At 69.3% G+C, this 13,623-nt stretch carries 12 protein-coding genes; 4 read left to right on the top strand and 8 right to left on the bottom strand.

Annotated elements, in window-relative coordinates:
* The first annotated feature begins 4 nt into the window (after window positions 1-4).
* From BLU27_RS18380 to BLU27_RS18365, 4 genes are read left to right on the top strand one after another with little or no spacing between them, the layout of a single operon-like run.
* On the top strand, window positions 5-940 hold the full coding sequence (locus BLU27_RS18380; RefSeq protein ID WP_092657860.1) for an ABC transporter permease: 936 nt from the start codon (window positions 5-7) through the stop codon (window positions 938-940).
* On the top strand, window positions 934-1,935 hold the full coding sequence (locus BLU27_RS18375) for a carbohydrate ABC transporter permease (protein ID WP_092654901.1): 1,002 nt from the start codon (window positions 934-936) through the stop codon (window positions 1,933-1,935). The genes BLU27_RS18380 and BLU27_RS18375 overlap by 7 nt, the downstream gene beginning before the upstream one ends.
* 5 nt (window positions 1,936-1,940) lie before the next feature.
* Entirely contained in the window at window positions 1,941-4,634 is a 2,694-nt protein-coding gene (locus BLU27_RS18370; RefSeq protein WP_092654900.1) for an SUMF1/EgtB/PvdO family nonheme iron enzyme, read from the top strand.
* Window positions 4,635-4,675: 41 nt separating this feature from the next.
* Window positions 4,676-5,662 (top strand): mannonate dehydratase, encoded by a 987-nt coding sequence (locus tag BLU27_RS18365; RefSeq protein ID WP_092654899.1) that lies wholly within the window; start codon window positions 4,676-4,678, stop codon window positions 5,660-5,662.
* Between the two features lie 7 nt (window positions 5,663-5,669).
* Here BLU27_RS18365 and BLU27_RS18360 read toward each other — a convergent pair whose 3' ends face one another.
* The 8 genes from BLU27_RS18360 to BLU27_RS18325 form a co-directional block, all read right to left on the bottom strand.
* Window positions 5,670-6,680 carry a hypothetical protein gene (locus BLU27_RS18360; RefSeq protein WP_092654898.1) on the bottom strand — a complete coding sequence of 337 codons (1,011 nt, stop codon included), beginning with the start codon at window positions 6,678-6,680 and terminating at the stop codon, window positions 5,670-5,672.
* Complete coding sequence (locus BLU27_RS18355; protein WP_092654897.1) at window positions 6,677-7,330, bottom strand: serine O-acetyltransferase; 654 nt, start codon at window positions 7,328-7,330, stop codon at window positions 6,677-6,679. Before BLU27_RS18355 ends, BLU27_RS18360 begins: the two co-directional genes overlap by 4 nt.
* A 16-nt stretch (window positions 7,331-7,346) precedes the next feature.
* Window positions 7,347-8,480 carry a glycosyltransferase family 4 protein gene (locus tag BLU27_RS18350; RefSeq protein WP_092654896.1) on the bottom strand — a complete coding sequence of 378 codons (1,134 nt, stop codon included), beginning with the start codon at window positions 8,478-8,480 and terminating at the stop codon, window positions 7,347-7,349.
* 66 nt (window positions 8,481-8,546) lie between these two features.
* Window positions 8,547-9,806 carry a sulfotransferase family protein gene (locus BLU27_RS18345; protein ID WP_092654895.1) on the bottom strand — a complete coding sequence of 420 codons (1,260 nt, stop codon included), beginning with the start codon at window positions 9,804-9,806 and terminating at the stop codon, window positions 8,547-8,549.
* The gene (locus tag BLU27_RS18340; RefSeq protein ID WP_092654894.1) at window positions 9,803-10,255 is read right to left on the bottom strand and encodes a MaoC family dehydratase; all 453 of its coding nucleotides are present in this window, start codon (window positions 10,253-10,255) and stop codon (window positions 9,803-9,805) included. The genes BLU27_RS18345 and BLU27_RS18340 overlap by 4 nt, the downstream gene beginning before the upstream one ends.
* A 1-nt stretch (window position 10,256) precedes the next feature.
* Window positions 10,257-11,309 carry a 3-oxoacyl-ACP synthase III family protein gene (locus tag BLU27_RS18335; RefSeq protein ID WP_157728646.1) on the bottom strand — a complete coding sequence of 351 codons (1,053 nt, stop codon included), beginning with the start codon at window positions 11,307-11,309 and terminating at the stop codon, window positions 10,257-10,259.
* The gene (locus BLU27_RS18330; RefSeq protein ID WP_092654892.1) at window positions 11,297-12,481 is read right to left on the bottom strand and encodes a 3-hydroxyacyl-CoA dehydrogenase family protein; all 1,185 of its coding nucleotides are present in this window, start codon (window positions 12,479-12,481) and stop codon (window positions 11,297-11,299) included. The genes BLU27_RS18335 and BLU27_RS18330 overlap by 13 nt, the downstream gene beginning before the upstream one ends.
* Window positions 12,478-13,587 carry a hypothetical protein gene (locus BLU27_RS18325; protein WP_092654891.1) on the bottom strand — a complete coding sequence of 370 codons (1,110 nt, stop codon included), beginning with the start codon at window positions 13,585-13,587 and terminating at the stop codon, window positions 12,478-12,480. Before BLU27_RS18325 ends, BLU27_RS18330 begins: the two co-directional genes overlap by 4 nt.
* Window positions 13,588-13,623: the final 36 nt, after the last annotated feature.

The raw sequence follows: 13,623 nt of genomic DNA, 5'->3' as shown, positions 1-13,623 counted from the left end.
CCGCGTGGCTGAGCGGGTCGCCGCACCCCGGCCCGTTCGCCGCTCCACGGCCGCCCGGATCTGGCAGTACCGCACCATCTACCTGCTCATCCTGCCCACCATCGTCTACTTCGTGGTCTTCGCCTATCTTCCGATGATCGGCCTGCAGATCGCGTTCAAGGACTTCAGGGTCTTCGGCGGGATGTGGAACAGCCCATGGGTGGGCCTGGACAACTTCAGGGCGGTCTTGTCGTCGGAGAAGTTTCCCCAGCTCGTCCGCAACACGCTGCTCATCAGTACCTACCGGATCGTCTTCGGCTTCCCGGTGCCGCTGATCTTCGCGTTGCTGCTGAACGAGGTGCGCACCCGGTGGTTCAAGCGCAGCATCCAGACCGTCACGTACTTCCCGCACTTCCTTTCCTGGGTGGTGTTCGCCGGCATCGTCATCAACATCCTCGGGCCGAGTGGACTTCTCAACACCCTGCTGCTCGACGCCGGCGGGCACCGGGTCAACTTCCTCACCAATCCCGACACCTTCCGATCGGTGGTGGTGCTGACCGGCATCATGAAGGAGTTCGGCTGGGGAGCGATCATCTACCTCGCCGCGCTGTCCGGGATCGACGCGCAGTTGTACGAAGCCGCGCGTGTGGACGGCGCGGGCAAGCTGCGTCAGATCTGGCACGTGACACTGCCGGGCCTTCGACCGGTGATGGCCGTACTCCTGGTCCTGTCCCTCGGCAACCTGCTCGACGCAGGCTTCGACCAGATCTTCCAGCTCTACAACGGCGCGGTGCTGGACGTCGGGGACATCATCGACACCTACGTGTACCGGATCGGCCTACTGGACGCGCAGTTCGAGACCGCGACCGCCGTCGGGTTGTTCAAGGGTGTCGTCGGCATGGTGATGATCGTGACCGCGAACCACGTGCTGCGCAGGATGGGACAGCGATCGATATGGTGACCAGCTCAGAACAACCACCCACGCGGACGGCCGGGCCGGACTCACCGGGCACAGACCCCTCCGACCCCGAACTCGTGAGCGGCGACCAGATCACGAGTCCGGCGCGGCGGGCCCAACTCGACCGCAACCCCCGATGGGCCGACACGATCATCCATGTCGTACTCATCGTCCTCGGCCTGGTCACCCTGCTGCCGATGGTCAACATCCTGGCCAAGTCGATGAGTTCGAGCGCGTCGATCGCCGCCGACCCGCTGATGCTGCTGCCGAGAAACCTCACGGCCGAGGCCTACCACTACATCTTCGAGACTCCGGTGCTCATGCGGTCGTTCGGAGTGACGGTGTTCGCCACGCTCGTCGGTACGAGCCTGAACCTGTTCTTCACGACCACCGCGGCGTACGGCCTGTCGAAGACCTACATCCCGGGCTACCGGCTCCTGATGTGGATCGTGATCGTCCCGATGCTGTTCGGCGCGGGCCTCATCCCGACGTACCTGCTGCTGAAGAACATCGGGCTGATCAACAACGTGTGGGTGCTGGTCTTCTCCGGACTGGTGTCACCGTTCAATCTCATCCTGATGCGGAACTTCTTCTGGAGCATCCCGGCCGAGATCGAGGAGTCCGCCCGTATAGACGGCGCCTCGGACCTGCAGGTGCTGTGGCACATCGTGCTGCCGTTGTCCAAACCCGTGCTGGCCACGATCGGGCTCTTCTACGGTGTGGCGCACTGGAACGACTTCTTCACCGGGCTGTTCTTCCTCACCGACAGCTCGAAGTGGCCGCTCCAGGTGGTCATGCGTTCGATCATCATCGACCAGAGCATGCTCGGCATGGGCGGCATGAACGCCCCCACCCAGGACCTGCAGCGGATGGTGATCTCCGCGGACAACATCAGGGCGGCGACCATCATCTTCTCCACGGTCCCGATCCTGCTCGCCTACCCGTTCCTCCAGCGGTACTTCGTCAAAGGCATCATCCTCGGCGCCGTGAAGGGCTGATCATCATGGACGGGACAACCGGCAAGCCGACGTTGACATCGAGCCCTGCGTCCGGTTCGGCATCGCCGCCGAACATGGTGGAGCTACCCGGTGGCAGGTTCGCCATGGGGGCGGCCGACGGCGGACGCGAGGAGGGTCCCGTCCACGACGTGGAGGTACGCGCGTTCGCGATGGACCTCCATCCGGTCACCAACCGGCAGTTCGGTGAGTTCTGTGCAGCCACCGGCCGCGCTCACCCGGACTCACCCCGCTGGGAACGGCTCCCGAACTCGTTCTCCACGCGCCCCGACCACCCGGTCGTCAACGTGTCGTTCCAGGACGCGTCCGACTACGCGGCCTGGGCCGGCAAGCGGCTGCCGACGGAGGCCGAATGGGAGTACGCGGCGCGCGGCGGCATCCCGGGCGCGCGGTATCCGTGGGGGCAGGAGGAGCCGGGAGGCCGCCGCGCTCAGTATGCGACCAGGGAGTCCGAACATCCGTGGCGCGACTGGCGGCACAGCACCGGCCACCGCTACACCGCGCCCGTGTGCTCCTTCCCACCGAACCGCTTCGGTCTGTACGACCTGGCCGGCAACGTGTGGGAATGGTGCGCCAACTGGTTCCACGACTACCCCGACCAGCAGGTGAGCCTGGACGCACCCGACGAGGGCTGGGGGATGCGGCGGGTCCTGCGCGGTGGCGCGTACTACAGCACTGCCTGGGACCTTCGGGTCAGCCGACGGCTGCGGGTGTTCGGCGGCGTCGGCGGCAACGGCATGGGCTTCCGGTGCGTCGCAGACCTGGACGAGCCGCGCACCGAGGCACCAAGGCCCACCATCACGCTCGCGGCCGAACGCACCGCGGACCAGAACGGCACGCCGGACCTGGACGGCGTGAACCTTCGCATGAGCCGGGAGGTGGAGCTGTGCCTGGGGATGTCCGCCCCGCTCACCGACGCCGACGCGGATCGGGTGAGCCGGCTCGGTTTCACCAGCGTCGAGCTGTACGTCACCTGGGAAACGGTCGAGAACCAGGGCGAGGGCGTCTTCGACTTCTCGTTCTGGGACGAGCAGGTGGACGTACTGCGGCGGCACGGCCTGCGATGGGTTCCGTTCCTCATCGCAGGACCCACGTACTCACTGCCGGACTGGTACCGCCGCGGTGACGACTTCCGCGGGCTGATCTGTCTCGAACACGGCCTGCCGAACGGCACCCAGAGCATCTGGGACCAGCGCTTCGACCGGCACGTCGACCGGTTCCTCGCGGCCTTCGCCGACCACTACCGCGACACCGACGTGATCGAGGCGCTTCTGCTGGGCATCACCGGCGACTTCGGTGAGGCGATCTTCCCGGTGACGGGGACGACGTGGACGACGGTCATCCCGGGGCCGTACCACACCCACGGCGGCTACTGGTGTGGTGACCGGTTCGCCCTCGCCGACTTCCAGGCCGCCGCGCTGCGATGGCACGACGGCGACCTCGATCTGCTCAACCGGCGCTGGGGCACCTCCTTCGCCCACCCGACGGAAGTCAGCTTTCCCCGGCTACGGGTCGATCCGGACGACGACTTCCGCGTGGACGAGCCGACAGCGCCCGGGACGTACGCCGTGTCCAACTCCTGCGACCGGCGCCGCTGGCTGGACTTCGTCGGGTGGTACCGCGCCTCGATGAACTCCCTGGCTCGACGCTGGCTCGCCACCACTCGCCGGCACTTCCCGAACCATCCGATCTACCTGTGCACCGGCGGGGACGCCTCACCGCACCACGGTGCCCACTTCGGTGACCAGTGTCAGCTCGCGGCGCAGTTCCATGCCGGCGTACGCGTCACCAACGAGGCTTCGAACTACGCCCACAACTTCGCCATGACGCGGTGGGTGGCTTCCGCCGGCCGCTTCCACGGCGCGTACTTCGGCTTCGAACCTGCGGGCGGTGTCGACGAGAAGGGCATCACGGCCCGGATCTACAACGCGGCGACCTCCGGGACGCGGAACCTGCACTTCTACGCCCCGAACGTGCTTGCCCGTCAATCCTGCGTTGACACCTGGGTCGCCAACTACGACCGGATCGAGATGGGCCATCCGGAGACAGAGGTGGCCGTCCTGTATCCGGACACTCCCCTGGTCCTCGGGGAGATCAGCACAGGGAAGGTCGCCGCACGGGTCGCGGACCTGCGGGATGCGTTCGACCTCGACTTCCTCGACGACACGACGATTTCCGCCGGCGCGCTCGACGGCTATCGCGCTGTGGTCGTTCTCGGCGGAACCCACTACCACCGTGAGACACTCGGGGCCGTTCGGCGGTGGGCCCGATCCGGTGGCCTGCTCGCCGTACTGGAGACAACTGAGCTGCGACCGGTCGACGGGGATGACGACATGGATCCGGTCACGATCCTGCGCAGGCCCGGGGACCCGGACGGGACGATCCGCTGGTTCGGCTCACCGCGGGACCCGGCCGAGCTTGCCGGACCTGCGGCGCACGGCGCTTCCTGGGCCGTGCCGGCTCTGACCGACTGGCTACGCGCGAACGACTGCGCACCGGTGGACGGTGTCTCGGACCTGGTCTACCTCGCCCGGCTCGCCGATCGCCTCGTGCTGCTCAGCCACGCCGACAGCGAGGTCCACAAGTCCGTCCTCATGCCCGACGGCACGTCTCGTACCGTCCGGATCCCACCCAACTCCATCGTGGAGGTCCCCATCCACCCGGCAGGACGGACGAAGTGACCGCCGCGGACCCGCACCCTGCGCTGAGGAGGTAGCCCGACGTGACGATCCGGGTGATCATCGGACAGCTGAACGAGCTCGACGACGAGACCGCACTGTTCGCCCGCCAGCTCGGTATCGACGGCGTGCAGTTCAACACGCCGCGACTACCGGCGGACCAGGGCTTCTGGCAGCTCGACGACCTGGTCGCCCTGCGCCGCCGATGCGCCGACGCCGGCCTGCACCTGGAGGCGCTGGAGAATGTCCCGATGTCCTTCTACGACAAGGTGCTCACCGGAGCGCCCGGCCGCGAGCGACAGTTGGAGAACTTCCAGCGAACCGTGCGCAACGTCGCGGCGGCCGGTATCCCCATCCTCGGTTATCACTTCATGCCCACGTTCGTGTGGCGTACCTCGGTGGAGCCCGGCCGGGGCGGTGCCCTGGTGACGGCGTTCGACGAGTCGCGGGTGGCCGACGGCAACCTCGTCGACTATCCGCAGGTCGACCCGAGCCTACGGATCGGCGCCGAGCAGATGTGGGACAACTACCGAACCTTCTGCGAGGCCGTGATGCCGGTGGCCGAGGAGTGCGGGATCCGGCTGGCGCTGCACCCGGACGACCCGCCGGTGGAAGCTATCGGAGGGGTCGCCCGGTTGTTCAACTCCCCCGCGAACTTCCGCCGGGCGTACGAACTCGCGGGGCGGAGCGAGGCCTGGGCCATCGACCTGTGCCTCGGTACGACGTCGGAGATGGCGGGAGGGGCGGCGGCCGTCGAGGACATGATCGACTACTTCGTGCCGCGCGGCCGGGTCGCCTACGTCCACTTCCGCGACGTCCAGGGCACCGTTCCCGCGTTCTGCGAGTGTTTCCTCGGCGAGGGAAACTACGATCCGCCGGCGGTGATGCGGCGACTGGTGGCGGCCGGGTTCGACGGGTTCCTGCTCGACGACCACGTGCCACGGGTGGTGAACGACACCGAGTGGGGTCACCGCGCCCGCGCTCACGCGATCGGCTACATCCAGGCCCTGCTCGCCGTCCACGGCGGTTGAGGGACTCTCACCGACGTCGCGCCGGTTCGACCGGACAGGGAGCGGCCCTGCGGGCCAGCCGCCAGAGCAGCACCGCTGCCGCTACCGCGGCCAGCGGCTGCCCGACCGCGAACCCCTTGAACGAGATGATCATGCCGGGCAGCAGGAGGCCGGCGGCCAGGGCGACGGTGGACCGGCTGCCCCAGTCCGGCGCCCGCAACCAACGCACGGCCGCGCTCGTCCCGAGCGCCGTGAGCGCGACCGCCGTCGCGGCACCCAGGATCGGCACCCCGGCCAGCGGAAAGACGAAGAACCCGATCAGGAACGCCACCGCGAAGGCCGCTCCGGCCGCCACCAGCATGGCGGGCCGCGGCCTGCTCACCGCCTGGCCCGCGGCACGCGCCTTGGGCAGGGCCAGTGCCAGCCCGACCAGCAGCACGATGGCGAGGAAACTCAACCGCCGGCCGACCGTGCAGCTGGCCAGGGCTGGTCCCGTGCAGGCCCGAACTGTCGCCCTGGGAGTCAGCGAGCCAACCATCACCAGCAGTACCAGCGCGGAGCCGACCATGATGCCGGTGCGACCCAGCCAGGGCACGCCGCGGGCCCCTCCCGCCCACACGTGAGCCAGGGCACACGGGAGCACGATGCTGTAGACGGTATGGAACACCACAAGGCCTGCCGCGACCGCCAGGTTCACTCCGCCGACGTGCAACGCCTGCGATGCGGTGAACACGAGCACCTTGCCCGACGCGGGTGCGAGTTTGAACCAGGTCGCGGCGACCAGTCCCTCGTTGAGCAGTGTGTACGCGAGTCCCAGCACCAGGACGCCGGGCCAGCCGATCCGCTGGCGAACCCAGAGTTCGCGGACCAGCAGCGCGGGCACCCCGTAGACCAGGAGAAGGACGGGGAGTACGAGGGGGAAGACCACTGCCGGGGTGTTGGACGAGGCCACCGTCTCGGCGAGGAACGGCGCCAACATCGTCAGGCCGGCCGCGTACAGCCATCGCCTCGGCCTGGTCACCCCTGCCTGCTCGTTCATCTGCCCTCGGTGGTCCCTGCGGCCTCCGCGACCGCGCGTTCGGCGGCGAGTACGGCACCGTCCCGGCCCACGGAGCCCGGGCGCTCGTAGCGCATCTTTACCACTCGGGCGGGCTGGCCCACCACGATCGCGTCCGGCGGGACGTCGTGGAGCACCAGAGCGTTGGCGGCGACCACGGCTCGGTCCCCGATGCTCACCGGGCCCATCGCCTTGGCCCCGTCCAGCAGGATCACGTCGTCACCGATGGTGGGTTGTCCCATCCGGGCCTCGTCCTGGGCGGCGGCCGTGCCGAACCGCGCGGCTCCGGTCATGATCACGTTCCGCCCCACGGTCAGCCCGCTGCCCCAACCGCAGCCGACCGGATGCGGGATCGCCAGTCCCGGCCCGACCTGCGCACCGGGCGCGAGGTCGGCGCCGAAGAGTACGACGTCGAGGAAGTACAGCATCCTGGAAAACGGGCGTAGGTGCGAGCGGTGGCAGTGGGCCGCCAGCCGGAAGAGGAGCACCGCCCAGGTGCCCGGCAACGCCAGCACGTCGACCGCGGACGCCGCCGTGAGTTTCGGACTGCCCTTGAGAGTCGACATGGCAGCCAGGTCGGCCCGGATGGTCCCCAGCAGCCCCAGGGAACCGTCACCGCGTGAGTTCCACATGCTTCCTCCTTCTCCTTCACCTTCTCCTAGCAGGACCACGCGCCAGCCCCCATCGCAGCGCGTCGACCGCCGCGGTTCCGACTCGCTCGGTGTCGAACTCCGCGGCGCGGGCCGGCCCGGCCACGCGCAGCCGCTCGCGCAGCGCTTCGTCTGTCAGGATGCGGACCACCCCCGCGGTCACCGCCTCGCCGTCGAGTGGGTCGACCAGCAGCGCGGCGTTCCCGCAGACCTCGGGCAGCGAGGTCGCGAGCGAGGTGAGCACCGGGGTTCCGTGTGCCATGGCCTCCAGGGGCGGCAGCCCGAAACCCTCGAACAGCGAGAGGTACGCGACAGCTGAGGCACCGCCGAGCAGTCGAGACCGAACGGAGTCGCTGACCCTACCCAGGAAGACCACCTGCCCACTGCCCGCTGCGGCCTCCTTCTCGTCGTCACCGCGGAACCAGCGTCCCCCTGCGATCACCAGTTGGTGCCCGCGCAGGTCCGCGTTCGCTCGCTGTGCACGAAGGAACGAACGGATCAGCAGCGGCACGTTCTTGCGCGGATGCAGGTTGCCCAGATACAGCAGGAAGGGCGCACGTACGCCGCGGGTCGCCAGCCACGCATCGGCCTCGGCCATCGTGCCGGCATCGAGGCGCGCAGGAGCGGTCACGCGGTTCGGCACCACCCTCACCGCCTCAGGAGCCACACCGTAGCTGGCAACTACGTCCGCCCGGGTGAACTCGCTCGGCACGAGCACCACCGACGCGTCGCGCGCCTGACGCCGCACCAGCGTGCGCAGCCGGAACGCGGTCGCCGGCGGGTAGTCCCGGCGACGGTGCTCGAAGGAGAGGTCCCCGACTGTCAGTGCCACCGGTATCGGGCTGCCGACGGGCCCATGGGTGACGGCGACCAGGATGTCCGGCCGTGCCCGGCGCAGCTGTGCGGGCAGTGTCCGGGTGAAATGCCACGGCCCTGGTCGTCGCCGGATCGCCGAGGCGGTGAAGGCGGGCGCGAACGCGACCTCGGGCGGCAGCACGCCGTTCGGGGTCAGCACCTCGAAGCGGTCGGCCGGGTCGGCGCGCAGTGCCAGCCCCGCCAGCAGACCGCGAAGGAAGGTCTCGTCGCCGCCGCGACCCTCGCCCAGGAACACCCCGTCGAAGGTCACCCTCATCGGGACCGTCCCGAGCGTTGCCGGCCGCCTACCGCCGGATGGTCGTCGCCGAAGCACCCGATCAGGTCACTGCCACAGCACATGGCCAGCCTCCTCGAACTGTGCGCGCACCTGGTGCCGGTCAAGGCCGAAGTCCTCCAGGGAGTAGCCATGCCGGCCGGTGCCGTGCCGTCCGGGACCGTCCAGGTAGTCCCGGATCGCGGCCTCGTACCGACCGCTGAACGAGATGCCGCAGGCGTCGTAGAGCCGCGCGACGCAGCCGACCGGATCGGCGACCAGATCCGCGTACCGAACGTCGTGAATCCTGGCCGCCGGCAGCGTGAGCCGGGCCCGTCGCGCGCGGCGGACACCCTCGACCCAGATGCGCAGCCAGAACGTGCCGATCTTTCGGCGGTCGACGCGCCGGGCGTTGGTGGCGGCGAGCACCGCGGCCAGGCTGCAGTAGGAGCCCAGGACCTCGGTCGGGTCCCGGTGCAACTGGATGAGCGTCGCCTCCGGCAGAGCGTGCGCGAGCTCGTCCATCCAGAACAGGTGCGCGGGCGACTTCAGCGCCCACCGGTCGCGGCGATCGTGCCGGGCCAGCACCTGCAGCTGGGTCACGTAGTACGCATAGTGCGGGCGCATGTCGGTTTGGAGACACCAGCCGGTGTACGACGGCACCTGGTAGATGGCGCTGAACTCCAGACTGGCGAAGCTGTTCGCGAACAGCGTGACGCACTCGCACGGCAGCCGCGGGCCGGTCGGGTGGAGCGTTCGGGCCGCGGGGGCGATCCGGTCCAACACCCGGGTGGCCCGCTCCGCCGCCCGGACCCTGGGGTCGGAGGACTCCGCGCCGACCGCCGGCGCCGGTGCCGGTCGGTTCGCCTCCCACTGCCGCAGCGAACGGTTCGCGGGGTCGAGGGAGAGCAGGTGCTGCAGCAGCGTCGTCCCGCTGCGCGGCAGGCCGAGCACCACCATCGCCGGTCCGACCGGTCGCCGGGCGACCTCCGGATGGTCGGCCAGTTCGCGCTGGACCAGCAGCCGGTTCGTCAGCGCCGACACGATCGCGCCGCGGGCGAAGATCCGGCCCGCCGGTGACAGGTCTGCCTCGGCCGACAGCGCCGCCAGGAAGCCCTCGAGACCGGAGAGGTAGCTCGGGTCGCCGAAGTCGCCGTCGCCCCGCTGCCCGGGAGGCGGCCCGGCCACCGAGAGTGCCGCCGCCTGCAGCTCCGGCACGGTGCCGAGCGGCCTGGCCAGCCGGGGCACCCGATCGGCGACCGAGTTGTAGAACCGCAGTGGCGGCCAGGTGTACGGGCGCCGGGTCCGGGCCACGCCCGCTCCGCTCATCCCGCCACCTCGACCCGGATCGGGCTGCGTGCCACCAGGATCCGCATGGTGGCCACCGCGACCACCTCGTCGCGCTGGTTGACCATCTCCAGCGCGGTCTGCACGACGCCTCCGGCAGGCTTGTCGGTCTTGTCGGTGACGGTGAGCCGCACCCGGAGGGTGTCGTCGATGTACGTGGGCTTCACGAAGCGAACCCCGTCCATCCCGTAGAAGGCCAACACGGTCTTCGGGTTCATCGGGAACATTCCCGCGCTGAGCGAAAGCACCAGGAAGCCATGGGCGATCCGTTGTCCGTAGCGGGACCTCGCGGCGAACTCCGGGTCGACGTGGAGCGGGTGATGGTCACCGGTGAGGTCGGCGAAGCGGTTGATGTACTCCTCGGTGACCCGCACACCGCCGTAGGTGGCGCTGTCGCCGATCTCCACCTGGTCGTAGTACTTGTCGTACATCTCAGCTCGCCGCCCTCTCCGGTTCCTGCGCACGGGCGGCCGCCGACCGGCGCCAGACGAAGCTGACCGCGCCCCAGGCCATCCCGCCGCCGACCACCGGAACCACGATCCGGTCGCCGTCGGCCAGCCGACCGCTCGCGCGTGCCTCGTCCAGCGCGATGGCCACCGACGCGCCGGACACGTTCCCGGTGTGGTCCAGACAGGTGATCACCCGTTCCGGCGGGATCTTCAGCTGCTCGACCACCTCGGCGATGATGTTCGCGCCCGTCTGGTGCGGGATGAGCCAGTCGACGTCTTCGATGCTGAGCCCCTTGGTGTCGAGCACCTCGTGGGTCGCATCGACCATCTTCTCCACGGCGAAGCGGTAGATGGCCTTTGTGTCCAGACTCACGTACTGGCTGCGGTCGGCCAGCACCTCGGCGGTGATCGGATGCTTCGTCCCGCCGCCCGGGACCCAGGTCCACTCACAGTGCGTGGCGTCGGTGTGGGTGCACAGGGCCTCGATCCCGTAGCTGGAGCCGGGCAGGTCGCGAATGACCACGGCCGCCGCTCCGTCACCGAAGATCGCCTGGTACATGAACCGCTCCGGATCGGTCACCGCCGACATCGCCTCGGTCGTGATGACCAACGCGGTGCGGTAACCGGCGGCGGACATGACCGAGGTCGCGACCAGCAGCGAGTCGACGAAGCCGGTGCAGGCGGTCTCCAGTTGCAGGCACTTCGCCCTGCCGCCGAGGGCCTGTTGGACCAGGCTGACCGTCGAAGGCAGCCGGCTGTCGGAGGTGAACGTGCCGAGGACGAGCAGGTCGATCTCGTCGAGAGCGACTCCAGCGTCGGCGAGCGCCCGCCGGGCCGCCCGCACGGACATGTCGGAGGTGCCCTCGCCGTTGTCCAGCCGGTGCCGCGTCGCCACCCCGGCGCGCTGCATCACCCACTCGTGCAGGCTCTGCCGCGCACGAACCGGGTCGTAGTCCGTGCTTGCCCGCTCGATGTCCTCGTTGGACACGATCTTCGGGGGCAGGTCGCTCCCCGTCCCAAGGATCACGAAGGACATGGTTGCTCCGATCCGTGTCGGGTCGATGTGGCGCCGGCCAGGAACGGCCGACCTGGCGCCGATGGGGAGCTTCCGGGACCCGGGATCGCGACGTCGGTCATCCATGCCCGCAGCCCGCCGTTCGGGCCGGTGAATCCGAAGGCCAGGTCGTACGCCGCGGCCGCGTCCTCGCATGAGGGCAGCACGCCCTCCGCCACAGCGAGCGTCACCTCGTGGGCGAGCGCGTTCATGACCCGTGCCAGCAGTGGGGTGCCGGCCTGGCGGGGCGCTGTGCCGCCCGTCAGGCCCCACAGGTGGTCACCGATCTCCGGACGCGAGCGTCGCCTGCCGTCTGAGTCTCGGTGGTAGAAGGTGTCCAGCCCCGCGTCGACCATCCCGGACAGCAGTGCGAGCGCAGTGAACCGGTTGCCCAGCAAGGGTGCCAGCCACTGGTTGATCCGAACCACGCTGCGCACGCCGGCGGCGTCCATGACGCGGAACGGGCCGAGGGGCCAGCCGTACCTCTCCAGCGCCTCGTCCACCGCGGCAGCGTCATACCCCTCGCAGAGCAGCCGGATCGCTCCGTCCCAGTACGCGAAGAGCGCCCTGGTGGTCAGGAAACCTGGCCGGTCGGCTGTCCGTAGCCACTGCTTGCCCTGACTGGCCAGCAGCCACTCCAGCCGCTGCTTTGCCGTCGCGTCGCAGCGGGCGTGCAGGGCCACTTCGACCAGCGGCATCCGGTGGGCCGGCCAGCAGTAGTGGGTCACCACGATCCGCTCCGGGCGGCGGGCACCCACCGCAAGGGTGGCCGCGGGAATGCTCGACGTGGTGCTGGCGATGAGGCAGTTCCCGTCCACAACGGACTCGACCGTGGCGATCACCGCACGCTTGGCGGCGACGTTCTCGGGAACGCTCTCCAGTACGACCTCGGCCCCGGCGAGGTCGGCCGGATCCGTGGTCACCCGCAGGCGGTCCAGCCGCAGCCGCGCCTGGTCGGGCCGAAGCGCGGCTCGGTCGACATCCCGCTGCAACGCGCGGGCAATCCCCCGGCGCCTGCTCGCCGCGCCTTCCTCGCCGCCGCGGACCAGCACCGTGACCGGCGACCCCGCGGCGAGGCCGGCCTGTACCAGGCTGACGCCCAGCGTGCCCGCGCCGACCACACCGAGGATCGGTACCTCCCGGACCGCGTTCACGCGAACGCTCCCGCCCAGCGGGCCATCCAGTCACCCAGTTCGGCGAACACGGCGCGGTAGTGCACAGGGGCTCGGCTGGCACCCACGACGTCGCGGAACTCCTCCACGAAGTGCGCGAACATCTGCGCGTAGGGCCCCGGCGAGACCTCGGCGACCGCCTCGTCCACGAGCTCGTAGAACGGTACCGACATCAGGTGCATCCACTGTTCCAGGACGACCACGCGTTCCAGCCGGGTCTGCTTGGTGTGCTCGACCACCGGCGCACCGAACGCGAACAGGTCGCCACGCAGGTCCATCAGCTTCTTGACGACGTAACCGCCCCAGATGTCGTCGTGCCGGCTCAGCTGCCAGCCGTTCACCCAGACGTCCGGCAGGAAGTAGTACGCCGGAGTCAGCTCGGCCGCGAACGCGGTGTTCATGCCGCACACCGGTATGTTTCCCAGCGCGATCCGGTTGGTTCCTGCAGCGACACCGGGATCGCCGGGCTCGCCGCCGTACAACTTGTCGACCCCGTTGAGGTCCAGCACGCCATCCCACACACCCATGTTGAGTTTGACCTCACCGGTGGCGGTGGTCTGTTCGACCCCGGCCAACTCGGGGGTGCGCAGTTCGTAGGGAAAGCCGCGCGCGTACACCGCCTGCCCGTCGGTGAAGGTCTGGTCGATCGAGTTGACCCAGCCGCCCGGCACGGTTGGGGCGAGGGCCGGCGCCTCGACCACCTTTCCCAGTGCCTCCAGGTGAGAGGCCAGCCAACCAGGACGAGTCCGGCAGTCGAAGTCGAGTGCGACGACGACGTCGAAGCCCTCCTTGTAGGCGATGTAGTGCCCGATGTTCCGGCTCGCGGCGCTCTTGTGCGGCATCGCCTCGTAGTGCTTGCCCGCGTAGGCGCGTTGAGCGGCGTAGTCGTAGAAGAAGACGTTCGGCCGCGCGGGCGGAGTGAGCCGGCCGTCGCTGTCGTCGCTGACGATGATCGGAATCTCCGGCGGGATCGCGTCGAAGAGCTCCCACGGCGGGTCGCTCGGGATCGGGATGACGACGGCCACCGAACGGGAGTCGGTGCCGGGCCGACGTTGGTCGGCCGGGTCGGGGACGGCAAGGGTGCTCATGGTGGGACTCCCGGGAAGTTGGGACTTCGGCTCGAA

Source organism: Actinopolymorpha singaporensis (assembly GCF_900104745.1).
GTDB classification, from domain to species: Bacteria; Actinomycetota; Actinomycetes; order Propionibacteriales; family Actinopolymorphaceae; genus Actinopolymorpha; species Actinopolymorpha singaporensis.
The sequence above is the reverse complement of the archived record's forward strand: the minus strand, read 5'-3'. Positions and strand labels throughout refer to the sequence as shown.

What these genes read in the sequence shown, in the direction of transcription:
- BLU27_RS18375 (WP_092654901.1), top strand. Translation starts at nt 934, where the DNA reads ATGGTGACCAGCTCAGAACAACCACCCACGCGGACGGCCGGGCCGGAC.
- BLU27_RS18370 (WP_092654900.1), top strand. Translation starts at nt 1,941, where the DNA reads ATGGACGGGACAACCGGCAAGCCGACGTTGACATCGAGCCCTGCGTCC.
- BLU27_RS18360 (WP_092654898.1), bottom strand. Translation starts at nt 6,680, where the DNA reads ATGAACGAGCAGGCAGGGGTGACCAGGCCGAGGCGATGGCTGTACGCG.
- BLU27_RS18355 (WP_092654897.1), bottom strand. Translation starts at nt 7,330, where the DNA reads ATGTGGAACTCACGCGGTGACGGTTCCCTGGGGCTGCTGGGGACCATC.
- BLU27_RS18350 (WP_092654896.1), bottom strand. Translation starts at nt 8,480, where the DNA reads ATGAGGGTGACCTTCGACGGGGTGTTCCTGGGCGAGGGTCGCGGCGGC.
- BLU27_RS18345 (WP_092654895.1), bottom strand. Translation starts at nt 9,806, where the DNA reads ATGAGCGGAGCGGGCGTGGCCCGGACCCGGCGCCCGTACACCTGGCCG.
- BLU27_RS18340 (WP_092654894.1), bottom strand. Translation starts at nt 10,255, where the DNA reads ATGTACGACAAGTACTACGACCAGGTGGAGATCGGCGACAGCGCCACC.
- BLU27_RS18335 (WP_157728646.1), bottom strand. Translation starts at nt 11,309, where the DNA reads ATGTCCTTCGTGATCCTTGGGACGGGGAGCGACCTGCCCCCGAAGATC.
- BLU27_RS18325 (WP_092654891.1), bottom strand. Translation starts at nt 13,587, where the DNA reads ATGAGCACCCTTGCCGTCCCCGACCCGGCCGACCAACGTCGGCCCGGC.